We start from the raw sequence: 17,571 nt of genomic DNA on the forward strand, positions 1-17,571 counted from the left end.
CCTATTTGTCAAACGATTTTAATAACGCGGGTAAATAAAATATATCTGTAATTAAGGCTATGGCGACCGTTATAGCACATAGTAATCCAAAATCTCTAACCGAAGGTACCGCACTTGAACTTATTATTAAAAACCCAGCTACCAAAGCTATGGTCGTTGAAAAAAGGGCACTTCCTGTATAAAGCATGGCATTATTCATTCTCTTTTCTGGCGAACCAGAAATGGTTTTACTGCGACGGTATTTATAGACTAAATGAATCGTATCGTCCATCGCGATACCCAACATAATAGGTGTAATCATAGCGGTTGTAACATCCAACGGAATTTGTAAAAGACTCATAAAAATGGCTAATATCGCCAAAGGTAAAATGTTAGGTATTAATACCAAAAGCGTTGTTTTTATACTTTTAATAAAAAACCATAAACATAAAAAGGCAATAAAAAAGGCAGCGAAAAAGGACTTAAACTGCGTCTCTAAAATAAAATTATTGAGTTGTGCAAAAACAACCGCAAAACCATTAATCTTTAATGAATAATCCTTTGAATTAGGTGTACTATCAAAATCATTTTGAATATCTAATATTAGCTGTTCTAACTCAGCCGTGTTGATTTCTTTAAAACTTAAAGTAATTCCGGCAGATTTAACATCTTCAGAAAATAATTTAAAAAAGCTATTGTCATTATTATCGATTCCTGATAATGTATTCTCTATTGTTTCTTTGGATACAGTACCAAAAGAAGCTAGTTTGTTGCGCTTCTCTAAAAACGATTTTATATTCACTACGGAAACTGGAGCAGAAATAAACGGATTATTTTCAAGTTTCGTCTGAAAGTTTTCAATGAATGTAATCGCCTCTTTATTTACGATAGTTTCTTCACCTAATGTCGTGATATTTAATTGCAATCTTGAGCTTCCTTGTAATTGACTTTCAACGACTCTTAAATCTTGTTTTGCTTTACTTTCAGCCAACAGATCAAGAGAATTCGTGTCTATTTTAACCTGAAAAATGGCATATATTCCATAGATTAAAATAAGGGTAAATATTACAACAATACTTATATTATATTGGGATGTAATTCTGTTTAGCCATCCTATAAAATTGGTTTGGCTGATTTTTTTAAAGGACACTGTGGGTTTGGCTGATTTAAAACTCAAACTCATAAAACTAAACCCGATAATAGTAATAACATAAACCAACAAAAAGCTCAAAAACAAGCCTATACAGGTAAAAATTCCCATGTTTTTAAAAGCGGGTAATGGCGACAAGTATAAGGCAAAATAGCCCACAAAAGTTGTTAAAGTTGTATAAAAACAAGGGGTAAAACTCTTTCGAACCGCGAGCGCTATCAATGCTCTTTTTTGTCGTTCGGTATTAGCGATGCCTTCCTTATGATAAATATTAATAATATGCACCGCATCGCTTACACTATACACCATTAGAATGGTTGGAATAAGCATAGAAATCATATTCAAAGTAAATCCAAATGACGTAATAATACCAAATAAAAGCGTAACAGGAACCGCAACTGAAAGCAGCGAGACAATTAAATAACGCCTGTTAGGCAGCAAAAATAACAACATTAATGTTATGACCAACACCGTTAAAACACCAAACATTAAGCTTTCTTTGAAAATGCCTTGGCTGTAGGCTTCGTTTAAAACAGGCGGGCCGGTTAGATAATAGGTTTCATACTCTTTATCTATCTTATTTGTAAGTTCCCCTAAAATATGTTGACGTTGATTTTCAATGGTTGGAGTTGGATTAAGCTGAATGTAAAAAAATAGATTTTTATAATCGTTAGAAACCAATTGCGATGTGATATTCGGTAATTTAGAAAAGAGATTTTTTAAACCGTTTTCACTTCGTTTGGAATTATATAAATCATCAAATACTATTTTTTTATTGGAGTAAATAGGATATTTTGCCTTTGCTAAACTAAAGGTGGTTTTTACATACGAAAGCGAATCTATCGCCCGATGAAGTCTCGATAAAGTCTCGATTTCGTTAGAATCCAACGCATTTTTAGCTGGAAACATGGCAATATATATTTCATCGGAGCCAAATTCTTCCTGAAAATCGATATATGCTTTATAACTTGGGTCGTCTTCTAAAAACCAAATAGACAACGAATTATCTATTTTAAGATTTTTTAGTGTTTGAAATCCTGAAACCCCCATTAAAACAAATAGGATAGCAATGATTGCGAATCGATACCTAATAATTTGTTTTATAATCTGTTCTATTTGCTTCATCGCTAAATTTTATAAAATCTCCCTTTAGGTAATTTTGGTGATAGCAAAAGTACTGTTTCTAAATTGAATAGAATCCCCAACTTGCTTTGCTAACAAAGCTTTTGCAATAGGTGTTGAAAAAGAAATCGCATAAAATTTATCGTTGTTATAAAGTAACTCTCCAGCGCTAATGGATATAAAATAATGATGTTGCGACGTATAAACCAAACTTCCTAAACCGACTTTATTTGAGGTCGTTTCTATGTTAATTTTTCGAAGTCCTTGTTTTAAATTTTGAATACCTGCTAATTGTTGCCCTAGCTTTTCACGGTCAAGCTGAAGCATCGCTCTACCCGTTTCATGCTTATCGCCAGCAGTGCTTTTTGTTTCTGAAGACAATGATTCATACACTTCGCTAATCGCTTTTTGAATGGTATTCAAACGCGCATCAACAAAATTCAGACACTGTTTATAGAGTGCTTTTTTAATCTCTAAATCGGTATTCACTCCTTAATATTATAATCTAATTTGCCAAAGAAATTCATCTGTCTAACAATCCAGTTTTTTCTGCCTTGAATATAATTAGTAGCGGGATTCGCTCTGTATTTTAATGGATTTGGAAGAATAGCCGCGATGGCAGCCGCCTCATTTTTATTCAGTTTTATGGCCGGTTTTTTAAACCAAAATTTTGAAGCTTCTTCAACGCCATAAATACCATTACCCATTTCAATACTGTTTAAATATACTTCCATAATGCGTTCTTTAGACCAAAATAATTCAATTAAAAAAGTAAAATATGTTTCGAGTCCTTTTCTAAACCAACTGCGTTGTGGCCATAAAAATACATTTTTAGCTGTTTGCTGACTAATCGTACTACCGCCTCTTACCCGTCTTCCTTTTTTATTATAATCAATAGCCTTTTCAATGGCTTCAATATCAAATCCACGATGATTTAAAAAGTTTTGATCTTCACTACATATAACGGCTAATTGTAGATTTTTAGACATCTCTTCAATGGAAATCCAATCATGTTTTAAGACTACTTTTTTGTCGTTTCGAAGTTGTTCAACGTTTCTTATTAGCATTAATGGTGTGATTGGTACCGGCACCCATTTGTATAGAATAACAATAGCGACGGAAAACACAAAAAACCATAAAATCAGTTTATAAATAAATATGAAGAGTTTTTTTATCATGTTAATCTATTAACTGGGCTAAATCATTACCAATTATAGACCCAATGGCAACACCCATACCTCCAAGCCTGACACCACAAAACACATGATTTGATACCGGTTTTACAATGGCCTTCTTTTTATTTCCAACGCCCATAATGCCGCTCCATCTATGTTCAATTACAAAAGGAGTATGAGGCAAAATGGTTAATTTTAATAGATGTTCTAATCTGTTTTGAATGAACGCTGTTTGGTCAAAACTCATGGTTTCTTCTCCTTTAAAATCAAGATTTCTGCCACCACCAAACAAAATTCTATTATCAATATTTCTAAAATAATAATAGCCTTTATCTAAATGAAACGTGCCTTTAATGTGTAAATTATTTATAGGCTTTGTTATTAATACTTGCGCTCTTGCTGGTTTTACGTGTTCATTAATAAGTTGTGAAGCAAAACCATTGGTAGCAATCAATAATTTTGAAGTAGAAAACTCCAATAGATTTGTTTTTACAGTTACTGAATGGTGTAACTCCTTATGCGCCTCAACCGTAATATTATTTAATATTTGAATACCTTTATCTCTTGCTTTTTTTAGCAAAGATTTCATCATGTTTCCTGTATCGATCTGCCCTTCAAACTTATTAAAAATATACTGTTCGTGAATATTATTAAAACCGAAACTATTTTCTTGTACACTAAAAACATCGGCATTAAAAAGGGGTTTTAAAAAGGTGTTTATTTGTTCTCTTTGCGATAAACAATGTTCAAAAAGAGCGGTATCGTCTTTAGAAAAAAGTTCGTACCCTCCATATTGCAAATACTTTAGGTTTTTATCGCCTAAGTTTTTTCGTAAAAGATGTAAGCCTTGAACACGTTTTTTTACAATCTCAAAAACCTCTTCTTCTGAATGTGTTTTTAAATCGTCAAGAATTTCACTGAGACTTCCAAAACAAGCAAATCCTGCATTTTTTGTACTTGCGCCTTGTGGAAGTGTTCCCTTTTCAAGCACTAGAATATTGGCTTTAGGGAATCGTTTTTTTAGAGATAATGCACAACTTAGTCCCACAATACCGCTACCAACGATGGTATAATCTATATTTGAAAACCACGATTTTATTTCCCAGTATGATAAATTCACTCCTAACATTTTATTATGGGAATTTACTAAATTTTGTGTTAAGGATGGAAGCGGCATCCTTTTTGTTTTTTACAAAAGATATAGCGTACAGCCCGACGGTTCTTTGGGAAAAAAGAAAACGTAACACCATAAAAAAAGCTCCGAAAAAAATTTCAGAGCTTTATGTTTTATTCTTCGATTTGATTTTCTATAACAAAGTCTTCCATAAACTTGGTGGTATAATTACCTGCTATGTAATCTGGATGCTCCATTAATTGCCTGTGGAATGGTATGGTTGTTTTGATACCTTCTATCACAAACTCCTCAAGAGCGCGTTTCATTTTGTTAATGGCTTCTTCTCTAGTTTGCGCCGTAGTAATTAACTTGGCGATCATAGAGTCATAATTTGGCGGAATGGTATAACCTGCATACACATGCGTATCTAAACGAACACCGTGACCACCTGGTGCATGTAATGTTGTTATTTTTCCTGGCGAAGGTCTAAATCCGTTATAAGGATCTTCAGCATTAATTCTACACTCAATAGCATGAAGCTTTGGTGTATAGTTTTTTCCTGAAATTGGCACACCAGCTGCTACCAGAATTTGTTCACGTATTAAATCGAAATCAATAACCTGCTCGGTTATTGGATGTTCAACCTGAATACGTGTATTCATTTCCATGAAGTAAAAATTTCTGTGTTTATCGACCAAAAATTCGATGGTTCCTGCGCCTTCGTATTTAATATATTCTGCCGCTTTTACAGCAGCTTCACCCATTTTTTTACGTAACTCTGTAGTCATAAATGGCGAAGGTACTTCTTCTGTTAGTTTTTGATGACGACGTTGAATAGAGCAATCTCTTTCTGATAAATGACAGGCTTTTCCTGAAGAATCACCTACAATTTGTATTTCAATATGTCTTGGTTCTTCAATAAGTTTTTCCATGTACATATCGTCATTTCCAAAAGCTGCTTTACTTTCTTGACGTGCAGAATCCCAGGCATCTTTTAGGTTTTCAGGTTTAAAAACACCTCGCATTCCTTTACCACCACCACCTGCAGAGGCTTTAAGCATAACAGGATATCCTACTTCTTCAGCTACTTTTATACAATCTTCAAATGACTTAATAATGCCATCACTACCTGGTACACAAGGCACACCTGCAGCTTTCATAGTTGATTTTGCATTGGCTTTATCGCCCATTCTATCAATCATCTCTGGAGACGCTCCTATGAATTTAATCCCGTGTTCTCCACAAATTTTTGAGAATTTAGAGTTTTCAGATAAAAAGCCATAACCTGGATGTATCGCATCGGCATTTGTGATTTCTGCAGCAGCAATAATATTAGACATTTTTAAATAGGATTCGGTGCTTGATGGTGGACCTATACAAACAGCTTCGTCTGCAAATTTAACATGTAAACTTTCTGCATCTGCAGTAGAATAAACGGCCACTGTTTTAATGCCCATTTCTTTACAGGTTCTAATAACACGTAATGCTATTTCCCCCCTATTGGCAATTAGTATTTTTTTAAACATAACGTTTGGTATTAAAAATTTCAAATTCCAATCGCCAAATTCCAAATATTGGATTTTGAGATTTGTATATTGGAATTTTTAATGGTTATGATGGATCTACTAAAAATAATGGTTGATCGAATTCAACAGGAGAAGAATCGTCAACTAATATTTTAACAACTTTTCCAGAAACTTCAGATTCAATTTCGTTAAAAAGTTTCATGGCTTCGATAATACACAGTACATCACCTTCAGCAATCGTTTGTCCGACCTCAACAAATAAAGGCTTGTCTGGAGAAGGCTTTCTATAGAAAGTTCCTATAATGGGTGATTTAATTGTTATATATTTTGAATTGTCTTCGGCACTTGATGCAGGTGCTTGAGCTTCTGCTTGAGGTGCTGATTCTGCAATTGGAGCAACTACTTGAGGCATTTGTGCTGCTACTGGAGCATATTGTATAGCTGTGGCTTCTGGTTCTGATCCTGTTTTGATGGTAATTTTAATATCCTCCATCTCAAGTTTAACCTCACTTGCTCCTGATTTGGCGACAAACTTGATTAAGTTTTGAATGTCTTTTAACTCCATAATTTTGGTTTTAATTAATTAGTTTTTTGAATTATATGCCCATTTTAAATAAATGGCTCCCCAGTTAAATCCTCCTCCAAAAGCAGCGAAAATTAAATTATCACCCTTTCGAAGTTGTGATTCGTAATCATTTAATAATAACGGTAAAGTAGCCGATGTGGTATTTCCATATTTGTGTATGTTCATCATCACCTTGGCTTCTTCTAAATTTATTCTTCTGGCTGTCGCATCAATAATACGTTTATTCGCTTGATGTGCTACCAACCAATCAATATCATGATTAGTAAGGTTATTTCTTTCTGAAATTTTCATAGCAGCGTCTGCCATATTAAACACCGCATTTTTAAATACCGTTTGCCCTTCTTGAAACGCAAACTGTCCGCCTTTTTCCAGTATTTCTGGAGTCAGCGCAAATGAAGACCCCCCATAAGTGGCTTGTAGAAATTCTCTGCCAGTACCATCGCTTCTTAAATATTCGTCTTGCATTCCTAAATTTTCTTCATTAGGCTCAAATAATACAGCGCCCGCCCCATCACCAAAAATAATACAAGTCGCTCTATCTTTGTAATTAATTAAAGATGACATTTTATCGGCACCTATTAAAAGCACATTTTTATAACTGCCAGATTCAATATACTTGGCAGCAACAGACATACCAAACAAAAAGCTGGAACATGCTGCATCTAAATCGAATGAAAATGCATTAACCGCTCCTATATTAGTAGCTGTGTAAGCAGCTGTAGATGCTGCTTTCATATCTGGAGTTGCAGTTGCAACAATTACCAGTTCAATATCTTTAGGGTCTATTCCTTTTTTATTAATAAGGTCTTGAGCCGCTTTAATAGCAAGGTAAGAAGAACCTTTACCTTCCTCTTTAAGAATTCGGCGTTCTTTAATACCTGTTCTAGAAGTTATCCATTCATCATTCGTATCAACCATAGTCTCAAGAATCTGGTTGGTTAATACGTATTCTGGTACATAAGCACCTACAGCGGTAATGGCTGCTGATATTTTACCCATAACTTTTCTAGTTAATTTGACCAAAAAATCATTAAAATGACCAAAAATTTCAAAAATTTGTTCAAAATACTAATTTTTGACCTAATTATGACGCAAATTAAGTTGTTTTTGGCTGATAGAAAAACTTATCATAAAAAAAACGCTCACTAAGGAGCGCTTGATACGATACATTTATTGTTTTTTAAGCAATGTTTTCAACTGCTTCAGTGTTGTCAATTAAAACTTGACCTCTGTAGTATAATTTACCTTCGTGCCAGTGAGCTCTGTGGTATAAGTGAGCCTCACCTGTTGTTGGACACGTTGCAATCTGTGGCGCAGTTGCTTTGTAATGCGTTCTTCTTTTATCTCTTCTTGTTTTCGAGATTTTTCTTTTAGGATGTGCCATTTTTTATATTTATTTATCCGTTAATAGTTTCTTTAATGTATTCCAACGAGGATCAATGTCCTTATCTTCTTTAGTTTCGTCGTCAAGCTTTGGGCTTAACTCTTTTAATTTTTCAAGTATATCTGAATTTAATGTTCCGTCTTCAACACCAGGATGCACACGTTTAATAGGGACAGCTAATACAATTAATTCATAAATATATTGCTGTATATTAATTTCATAAGCGCCATGAGGAAGAATTAGAATGTCGATGTTTTCATCATTATATTCTTCTCCAAAATTCACTACCAATTCAAAATCATTATTAATGACTTGGTCAAATGGCTCATTTGTTAAATCACAATTTATATTAACTGATCCTGAGATTTTAAAATTTAGCTCTAATAATGTGGTGTTTTTTAACAGTGAAACATCAACATGTACTTTAACATCATTAAAATCTTCATACTCAAAATATTCAAAGAACGCTTTCTCAATTTCAAAATTAAAATGATGTAACCCTAATTTTAACCCTATAAAAGGGATTGTAAACTCTTTTAATGGCTTCATCATCACTTCTAATTTGAGCCTGCAAATATATAAATTTTTAATTTATGCAACAGCACTTATAAACATTTTTTTGTTTATAATTTTTTTTCTGTTTGCTTTAATGAATTTGATGTAAGCTGTTCATAATCAAATCTATTGTTAAAAATTTGAATGGCCGTGAAAACGGCTTCTTTAAAAGACCCTTCGTCTGCAATTCCTTTTCCCGCAATTTCATAAGCAGTTCCATGGTCTGGAGAGGTTCTTATTTTACTTAAACCGGCGGTATAATTGACGCCTTGACCAAAAGAAAGTGTTTTAAATGGAATTAATCCTTGATCGTGATAAGAGGCTATAATGGCATCAAAATTTTTGTAATTATTAGACCCGAAAAAACTATCGGCTGCATAGGGTCCGAAAACAAGCTTACCACTTTCTTTAATTTTTTTCAGCGTTGGTCGCATAATGTCGTCGTCTTCATTTCCTATAACACCATTATCCCCTGTATGCGGATTGATTCCTAAAACCGCTATTTTGGGTCTGTTTATTTTAAAATCTTTCTTAAGTGTTGTGTAAATAGTATCTATTTTCTTTTCAATTAAATCTGCCGAAATCTTAACGGCCACATCTTTTACAGGCACGTGATCTGTTAGCAAACCTACTCTTAAGGTATCTCTTACCATGAGCATGAGGCTATCACCTTCAAGTTGTTCTGCTAAGTAATCTGTGTGTCCAGGAAATTTAAATGTTTCAGACTGAATGTTATGTTTATTAATGGGTGCCGTTACCAATACGTTAATCGTATTGTTTTTTAATGCTTTTGTGGCTTCCTGAAGGGATTTAATGGCATATTCTCCTATTTTAAAATCCTCCTTACCAAATTCAATAGTTACCGGTTCTTTCCAACAGTTTAAAACATTCACCCTGCCGTGCACCAATTGATTAATAGCATTAATATCATTAAAGTTAATGGTTGATTTAAAATGATTTTTTAAGAAAGTCATAACCTTTGATGATGCAAAAATTACGGGCGTACAAAATTCTAAAATTCTAGAATCTTCAAATGTTTTTAACACAACCTCTCCGCCAATACCATTTAAATCTCCTATGGATATTCCCAGTATTATATTTTCTGCTTTCTTCATTAAAAATGATACGTTTTGTTTGTAATTTTGTTACTGCAAATTTAACTAAATAAACAGATAATAATATGTTTACCGGAATAATTGAAGATATGGGTATTGTAACTAATTTACGTAAGGATTTAAACAACCTTCATATTTCAATAAAAAGTGGAATTACTCCTGAATTAAAAATAGACCAAAGTGTTGCTCACAATGGTGTTTGCTTAACGGTCGTTGATATTAAAGACGATGTTTATACCGTTACCGCCATTAAGGAAACCTTAGATAAATCAAACCTAGGTGTTTTAAAAATTAATGATAAAATTAATTTAGAACGCGCTATGAAACTTGGTGACAGGCTCGATGGCCATATGGTTCAAGGGCATGTAGATCAAACCGGTACGTGTACCGAAGTTTTAGAAACTGAAGGCAGTTGGATGTTTACCTTTCAATATGATTCAACTTTAAATAACATTACTATCGAAAAAGGATCTGTTACCGTTAACGGTACGAGCTTAACTGTTGTCAATTCTAAAAAAGATTGTTTTAGTGTGGCTATTATACCTTACACGTATGACCACACCAATTTTTCTACCTTTAAAATAGGATCTATAGTCAATTTAGAATTTGATGTTTTAGGGAAGTATGTCTCTAAGTTGCTTGATTTAAAAAAGTAACTATTTGTTACTTAATATTTTTTTTACACCATAAAAGATAGCAACAAAGGCTCCTAACAATACACCTCCATCAATAGGAAAACCCGGTGGATCTGGAGGAGGGCCAGGTGCTGGTAGCTGGGCCATGCATACAAAACTTATTAATACAAATAAGATTGAGGCAGAAAGTCTTTTATTTTGCATATTCATTTCACGGCAAATGTATAAAAAAAAGCGAGTATCCAATAAAATTAGAATCCTTTTTGCTAAAAAAATATCTATAAAATACGCCTTTTCATCGACGAAATACTTAATCAGCTCTTTCGTTTTTCTTTTTAAAAACGTAATTAAACTTAAAAAAGTGTGTTCTAATCAATAAAATAATTCTTAACATTTCACCATACCGTAAATATACAGACATATTAGTTTTTATATAGATTTTTGCTTTGCTATTTATTTAAAAATGGGATTTAAAAATAGTGTATATAAATAAAAAAGGAGCGGTTTGTTTGTATTAAACAAGCCGCTCCTTTTAACTGTATTCAGATACTACATCTGTAAATAAGTTATTATTGTCTTACCAATTTCAAGCTAGAAAATCCTTTATCTGTATAGATTTTAGCAAAATATAATCCTGATTTAAGTTGAGAAGCATCAATTCTAGCTTCTACAGCTTCAGGTTTTAAAGAGATAACACTTTTACCTAAAATATCGAACACTTCAATAGATGACATTTTAATATTTTGTGTTTTAACTGTCCAGCTATCTTGAGAAGGATTAGGGTATGCGCTAAGACCAGCGATTTCAATACTCTTAGTACTAAGGGTTGCGACATTTTGGATGTCATCAAAATAGAAAGTAGAAGCAGCTGTACCATCTCCTACTACGGTAAGATCAGGTATAATTACAAACTTATTTTGATTCATATTTGTGACTGCAGAAAAGTCCCAAACTAATGTTTCCCACTCGGCGGTCTTTGTAGTTAGTTGTATCTGATCACCACTATTATTACCTCCATCACCACTATTTTCTGATTTTAATGTAATCTGACTACCAATCGGTGCTTCAGTCCAAATGTTTAATACAATGTAAGGTTTTGCAGCAAAATCAAAATCCGTAGCCGTTAATATAAAAGCACCTGCCCAAGGCTGTCCGCCATCTCTAACAATTTTTAAAAGGTTAGTACTGGTGTTACCAGTGCTTTGTGGTGCTGCAACTGGCTCAACGGTAGCTGTAGCGCCATCAAACGCAATAACATCTGCAGTTACAGGAGTGGTTTCAAAATCATATGGCATATCAACTTGAGCAAAACCAAGTGACGCCATTAAAATAAAAATCAATAAAGTAATTTTTTTCATCATAAGTATTTATTTATAGTTAATAAAATTAATTAATGGAAATTTAGCAATGACAATATGTTCAAAAACTAATTCCAAGTGTCTAATATAAAGAATAAAATTTAATAAAATAGATTTACACCCAAACAAAAAATATACAATGTAAAAAAAGGCATGTTTTAAAATAAGTGCAATACAGCTAATTAAACTGACGCTTTGTCGATTATTACGATCGTTATAACCATCTTACATAATATGTGTTGTGGTAATGTTGTGGTAAAACAGATATTGAGGTGTGTCTTAATTAACAACAGGGTATAAAACATTTTGTAAAACCATATTATAAATTACTAATACATAAATTTCATAAAGACTTTTGTTATATTTATAAAACTGAATACGCTAATTATTATAGCGGAATATACTTAGTGATGCGTTATTATTAGTGACCAAAATTAAGTCTTTACTGTTCACTTTTATGGTTTTAACTAATCGACTATCAGTTGGACTATAAAAGCCGCTTTGCGTAGGAGGCATGAATTCAAAATTATTTTTGCCATCTCCTATTAACACGCTTCCAAAACCTGCATCATAACGTGTTGTTTCAACCTCAACACCGTAATGATTACCAACAATAAGTATATCTTTATATCCATCGTTATTTACATCGCAAATTAAACTAGATTTAATTGGAGATATTTGTGCTTCAATGGGTAATTGTTTTCTAATAAGCTTCCCATCTTTATTGATTAAAATGATGCTTTCGAAATTATTGATTCCATAAACAAAAGCCTCATCTACTTTTTCTTTAGGTAAAATATCAACTAGTTTGGATGAAGCGAAACTATGGTAGTCCTTAAATTTTTCTGCTACAAAAGGCATTTGTTGACTGGTACACTCTCTGCCACGAACAGGTACATAATCATCTTTATAAAATTTTGCTAAAACAATATCGTTAGTTCCATTATTATCAAAATCATTTGCATACAATTTAAAAGGGTGTTCTTGGGATGCCTTAAATTTATTATTATTCCCAAGATTACCAATAATATAATCGTCATCACCATCACCATCCAAATCACCTGCTGTAATAGACCACCAAAGTCCTCTAGTATCTTCTAAACCATACTCTTTTGAGTGATTTGAAAATATTCCCTTATTGTTTTTTAAAAGAGTTATTTCCATCCACTCTCCAACAACAATTAAATCTTCATCGCCGTCCTTATCAATATCTGTAAAGGCAACATCTGTAACCATGCCAATATTTTTTAAATCAGGAGCTATTTTTATTGGCGCTTTTTTAAAAGTGCCGTTGTCGTTTATCAGAAAATAGCTGCTTGCAGGATATCCATACTGACCAGGAACGAGACGTATGCCAACGAATATATCCAGATCACCATCATTATCGATGTCAGAGGCTTTTATACACTGTGAACTTTCAAAAATATTTGGAAGTGAATTTAAATCTTTGATAAATTCTCCTTTTCCGTTATTTATATATATTCTGTCTTGTAATAGGCTATTACCTCTTTTTACTTCACTACCACCACTAGCAACATATAAGTCTAAATCGTTATCGCCATCAATATCTATAAACAAGCAACCTAAATCTTCTGAAGTTTTATCATTTTCCCATGGTTGAGACCTACTTTTGACGAATTTCGCGTGATTATTTTGAATATAAAGGACTCCACTTTGTCCAGCTGCACCTCCTAAAAATAAATCTTCTAAACCATCATTATTAACATCTGCTATAGCAGTAAAAGGTCCGTTTTGAGAAACATTATGCGGTAATAATATTTCTTCCTTTAACTCATCGAATTCATTTTCTTGATGTTTATATAAAATCCCGGTTTCTATGGGGTTAACCGCCGTTAAAATAGGATCGTTGGTTTCTTTAGTAGTAACAGAAACAGTTGCATTAGTATGTTTAACAGTTAAGGTTTTATTTGCACCCACATTATTGATAATCTGAGTTTTTCCGTCTGGCCAAATTATTTCTACTTTTTCAACTTGAATATCTTTCCCTAACCCAAAAAAGAGTCCAGGCTGTACAGAAGACAGATAACCTCGTGATACAAAATTATTAGCTATTTGTGTTTTTCCATTATGCTGAATGATTGCTTTTGCTCCATATCCATAGGTATTACTTAAATATCCTTCAAATTCAATTTGAATTGAATTTCCAGTCGCTTCATTTTCGTATATGGAAGCTGGCGCATCCATATTATTAGTAATAATGTCTAAATCACCATCATTATCTAAATCACCATAAGCCATACCACTTGAAAAACCAGGATTATTAAACCCCCAATCGTTTGTAACTTTTTGAAATTCTAGGTTGCCTTTATTTCTAAATATATAGTTAGGCAATGGTATTGAAGGGGCTAATTTGCTAATCTTAAAAAATTCCTCACTTGAAATATTAGGGTCAAGATTATTTACAACAGTTAAATAATCATTATTTCTAACATCTTTTTTTATACCATTTGATATTACAACATCTTTAAAACCATCATTATCCAAATCAGCTAATAAACCAGCCCAACTCCAATCACTTAGGCCAACTCCTGCCATATTAGCAACATCATAAAAATGACCATTTCCTGTGTTCACTTGCAATGTATTGAACATATATTGATAATGTTTACCTAAACTAACTACTTTATTAAATTCTTCAGTACTCATCGATCCCATATTTGTTTTAGAACGATAATGGTCATCCGAAGACATGTCTAATGTAATAAGATCTATTAACCCATCATTATTAATATCTCCAGTATCCGTGCCCATACAAAACCTTGAAATGTGTTTTAAATTTTCATGTATTACATTTTTAAAGGTGCCATCACCGTTGTTATAATACATAAAATCTGGTTCTTCATAATCGTTTGATACGTATAAATCAACGAAACCATCGTTATTAAAATCTGTAGCATTAACACTTAAACCATATGTTAAATCAGTCGATATTCCCGCCTGTTTGGAGATGTCTATAAATCTACCATTATCATTTCTATATAATTTATCTGTGTAAAATTTTATTTGACTATTTGATATGTTATGAAGAAGAAACATTTTTTGATCTGGAGGCTGATTTGCTTGGTACATATCTAAATCGCCATCATTATCCATATCAAAAAAAACAGCTTGAGTTGAGAAACCTACATCAGCTAAACCGAATTTCATTGCTGATTCAGTAAATGTAAGGTCCTGATTATTTATATATAATTGGTTTCTGCAATCTTCTAGATTCAAAGAATTTCCATTTCTGCTTACATAAATATCGAGATAACCGTCCGCATTCACATCAGCCATAGTTACCCCCCAGGTCCAACCAGAATTTTTTGCAGCCTTTGATTTTTTAGTAATATCTTCAAATTTAAAATTCCCTTTATTAAGATATAACCTATCTGAAACTTGATTTCCGCCAAAAAAAACGTCTGGTAAGCCGTCATTATTTATATCTCCAATGGCAATACCGGCTCCATTATAAATTTGACTATAAAAAAAATGATTAAAGGTTTTGGTTTCATTGATTGAATTGTTAAAATCTATTCCTGTTTCTTCAGATGGTAACAATTTAAATCCTCCAACTAATTTATCGGGGTTTAGATTTCTCTTAGCTTTCTGACAAGAAATAAAAAAAATGCAGACTAATATGAAACTTAGATACTTTTTCATGACCATTTAATTTGACTTAAAACAATAGATTTAAATATAAAGAATTCCTGTTGTAATATCATAAAGTTATCTGTTAATTTCAGATATGGAAAACTCCTATTGCTAATCTAATTATTAGCCAATAGGCCTCTCATAACCAATTTAGGTGTTCTATCAATTTTAAATAATCCCCAATGCTTTTCGGGCTCTAGAGGCTCTGGAGATCCTTTCCATTCTTCATCAAATGCTTCAAAAACAAAGGTTAGTATTTGTTCTTCGTTACTCCAGCTAACCAAATCGTGGTAATAAATTTCCTGGTTTTCTTCGCTTACATTTGAAGGGTCAATCCCTCTCCCATTAGAATTGGTTGCCCAACCTGCCTCTGTAATCACTACTGGTACGTCTGGATATTTATTAGCCACCGCATAATAATTGTGCTTGGTATATTCTAAGGCATCATGAATATGTTTATATTCCCAAACCGGATAGGTGTGTATCGAAATAAAATCAATTTCTGCTACCAAATCTTGTAGCTTGTCTAGCCAAGGTGCATAATTTTCACAAAAGGTTACCGGTTGTTTAGCGCCTTTCTTAATCGTTTTCACAAAATCAATCACTCTTTTTACAGGAACATAATGATCGGTCCAATCAACACAAGCCTCATTACCAGCAGATAATGAAAATATAATGTCGGGAAATTGATTTGCTAAACTAACGAGTTTATTAATCTGTTTTTCATTAATCTCCATATTTTCCTCGAGCTGTTCCTCAGAATGAGTAGCACCCCAAGGGCAACCGAAATTATTCATTTCTGCAACAATATAAGCGCCCAGCATAACTTTAAAATCTAATTCTTCTTTCTGTATAACCTCTAGGACAATTTCTGCATGTTTATCGCAATCATAAAGTCTAAGGTATTTCCATTGTCCTTGCAGAATTAAAAGGTCTTCTTTAATTTGATTGTAAGTTGGATACACTCCACCTGGATGTTGTCCTTTTCTAAAACCCGAATAGCAAATAGCATTGGCAAAAGGAAGGTTTAATTTATTGGTTAAGTTCATCTATAACTACTACTTTTTTAAACTGATTAAAATTTAACTTTTCATGTTTGTATCTAAGTCCGCAATAAATAATAAATAATTTTTGAAATCAAATTTGTGCATAGAAATTCGTCAAGACTCCTATTTTAACCTATAACCGAAAAAAAAGCGTCTTAAAAAGGGTAAAAAAAATCAATACATGTTATGGTAATTCATATAAAAGTGCGAGCCTAAATTAATAGGCTCGCAAGTAATACAATTAAAATTTTAGCTTTTCATGTTTATCCCAAAGCCCCCAATAAGCCCCTACATCGCCTTCTGATCCTACTTTCCACGATTCATCAAACGATGAAAAATAGAACATGTCGATATCATCTTCTTCCGACCATTTTTGGGCATTTATAAAGTATTTTAACGCATTTTCATGTCCGGGCTGTGCCCCGTGAAACAACTCACCAACACTTGGCCAGCCTGTTTCAGAAATTATTACTTTTTTCCCATTTGCGGCGCTTACCGCTTGATTGTACATGTCTTTCATATATAACAACGAATATTCTAAACTGCAGCCTTCCCAATACGGATAGCAGTTTGCTAAAATGACATCACAGGCTTCCGTTATTTTTGGTCTATGTGAAAACTCATAATAGGCATCGACATATCCCATAGGAATTTCTGGAATTTCCCTTTTTACCCGATTCATAAATACTAGGAGTTCATCTTCTGTTAAGTCTTTTCTGTACATCACTTCATTCCCTACAGCAGCAATATCTACATAACCTTCTTTTCCCAGTTTAATAAGACCCGAGATTTCCTTCTCATTTATTTCATCATCACTTCCTAACCAAGCTCCTACCAAGGTTTTTATTCCGTACTCTTTTGCTATTATTGGAATTAATTCATTACCGTCTGTACATGAAAACGACCTTACCCATTTGGTATAAGGTTTTATAATCTCCATACGTCTTCGAATTTGAGCCTCAGTAATTTGAGTACCTGGTCCTTGTCCGTCTTCATAGGTGCTAAAACACAATCCATGCATCCCATTATCAAGTACTTTTCTAAATAATGATTGTAACTCATCTGAAGTTTTATTAGCATGATCTATTCCTACTAATGCTTTAATTTTTCCTGCTCTTATTGACATTTTCCTAAATCTTTTTAATTTAATACTTTTCTATAGTTTTATTTTA

16 protein-coding genes are annotated in these 17,571 nt (G+C 33.1%); 1 reads left to right on the forward strand and 15 read right to left on the reverse strand.

The window, feature by feature from the left end:
* Position 1 precedes the first annotated feature (1 nt).
* The 10 genes from AC15TD_RS13515 to pdxA all read right to left on the reverse strand — a co-directional run bounded on the left by AC15TD_RS13515 (position 2) and on the right by pdxA (position 9,706).
* Positions 2-2,254, reverse strand: a complete 2,253-nt coding sequence (locus AC15TD_RS13515; RefSeq protein WP_484452680.1) for an efflux RND transporter permease subunit — start codon at positions 2,252-2,254, stop codon at positions 2-4.
* A gap of 24 nt (positions 2,255-2,278) precedes the next feature.
* A complete protein-coding gene (locus AC15TD_RS13520; RefSeq protein ID WP_484452681.1) occupies positions 2,279-2,740 on the reverse strand; it encodes a 3-oxoacyl-ACP synthase in 462 nt (153 codons plus the stop codon).
* Complete coding sequence (gene mtgA, locus AC15TD_RS13525; RefSeq protein WP_484452682.1) at positions 2,737-3,429, reverse strand: monofunctional biosynthetic peptidoglycan transglycosylase; 693 nt, start codon at positions 3,427-3,429, stop codon at positions 2,737-2,739. Before mtgA ends, AC15TD_RS13520 begins: the two co-directional genes overlap by 4 nt.
* 1 nt (position 3,430) lies before the next feature.
* On the reverse strand, positions 3,431-4,546 hold the full coding sequence (locus tag AC15TD_RS13530; protein WP_484452736.1) for an NAD(P)/FAD-dependent oxidoreductase: 1,116 nt from the start codon (positions 4,544-4,546) through the stop codon (positions 3,431-3,433).
* A gap of 167 nt (positions 4,547-4,713) precedes the next feature.
* Entirely contained in the window at positions 4,714-6,066 is a 1,353-nt protein-coding gene (gene accC, locus AC15TD_RS13535) for an acetyl-CoA carboxylase biotin carboxylase subunit (RefSeq protein WP_484452683.1), read from the reverse strand.
* An 85-nt stretch (positions 6,067-6,151) separates the two neighbouring features.
* Entirely contained in the window at positions 6,152-6,631 is a 480-nt protein-coding gene (accB, locus tag AC15TD_RS13540; RefSeq protein ID WP_484452684.1) for an acetyl-CoA carboxylase biotin carboxyl carrier protein, read from the reverse strand.
* Between the two features lie 18 nt (positions 6,632-6,649).
* Positions 6,650-7,651 carry a beta-ketoacyl-ACP synthase III gene (locus tag AC15TD_RS13545; RefSeq protein ID WP_484452685.1) on the reverse strand — a complete coding sequence of 334 codons (1,002 nt, stop codon included), beginning with the start codon at positions 7,649-7,651 and terminating at the stop codon, positions 6,650-6,652.
* A gap of 181 nt (positions 7,652-7,832) precedes the next feature.
* Positions 7,833-8,036, reverse strand: coding sequence for a 50S ribosomal protein L32 (gene rpmF / locus AC15TD_RS13550; RefSeq protein ID WP_484452686.1), 204 nt, complete (start codon positions 8,034-8,036; stop codon positions 7,833-7,835).
* Positions 8,037-8,045: 9 nt separating this feature from the next.
* The gene (locus AC15TD_RS13555) at positions 8,046-8,585 is read right to left on the reverse strand and encodes a YceD family protein (protein ID WP_484452737.1); all 540 of its coding nucleotides are present in this window, start codon (positions 8,583-8,585) and stop codon (positions 8,046-8,048) included.
* A gap of 74 nt (positions 8,586-8,659) precedes the next feature.
* On the reverse strand, positions 8,660-9,706 hold the full coding sequence (pdxA, locus tag AC15TD_RS13560) for a 4-hydroxythreonine-4-phosphate dehydrogenase PdxA (RefSeq protein ID WP_484452687.1): 1,047 nt from the start codon (positions 9,704-9,706) through the stop codon (positions 8,660-8,662).
* Positions 9,707-9,771: 65 nt separating this feature from the next.
* Here pdxA and AC15TD_RS13565 point away from each other — a divergent pair, with 65 nt between their 5' ends.
* Positions 9,772-10,362 carry a riboflavin synthase gene (locus tag AC15TD_RS13565; protein WP_484452688.1) on the forward strand — a complete coding sequence of 197 codons (591 nt, stop codon included), beginning with the start codon at positions 9,772-9,774 and terminating at the stop codon, positions 10,360-10,362.
* On the opposite strand, the gene AC15TD_RS13570 is transcribed toward AC15TD_RS13565, so the two are convergent.
* The 5 genes from AC15TD_RS13570 to AC15TD_RS13590 all read right to left on the reverse strand — a co-directional run bounded on the left by AC15TD_RS13570 (position 10,363) and on the right by AC15TD_RS13590 (position 17,525).
* Positions 10,363-10,488 carry a PID-CTERM protein-sorting domain-containing protein gene (locus AC15TD_RS13570; RefSeq protein WP_484452689.1) on the reverse strand — a complete coding sequence of 42 codons (126 nt, stop codon included), beginning with the start codon at positions 10,486-10,488 and terminating at the stop codon, positions 10,363-10,365.
* A gap of 422 nt (positions 10,489-10,910) precedes the next feature.
* On the reverse strand, positions 10,911-11,702 hold the full coding sequence (locus tag AC15TD_RS13575) for a T9SS type A sorting domain-containing protein (RefSeq protein WP_484452690.1): 792 nt from the start codon (positions 11,700-11,702) through the stop codon (positions 10,911-10,913).
* A 378-nt stretch (positions 11,703-12,080) separates the two neighbouring features.
* Entirely contained in the window at positions 12,081-15,362 is a 3,282-nt protein-coding gene (locus tag AC15TD_RS13580) for a VCBS repeat-containing protein (RefSeq protein ID WP_484452691.1), read from the reverse strand.
* Positions 15,363-15,469: 107 nt separating this feature from the next.
* On the reverse strand, positions 15,470-16,402 hold the full coding sequence (locus tag AC15TD_RS13585) for a glycoside hydrolase family 17 protein (RefSeq protein WP_484452692.1): 933 nt from the start codon (positions 16,400-16,402) through the stop codon (positions 15,470-15,472).
* A 238-nt stretch (positions 16,403-16,640) separates the two neighbouring features.
* Positions 16,641-17,525, reverse strand: coding sequence for a glycoside hydrolase family 17 protein (locus tag AC15TD_RS13590; protein ID WP_484452693.1), 885 nt, complete (start codon positions 17,523-17,525; stop codon positions 16,641-16,643).
* Between the last annotated feature and the right edge of the window lie 46 nt (positions 17,526-17,571).

The organism is Yeosuana sp. (assembly GCF_057126245.1).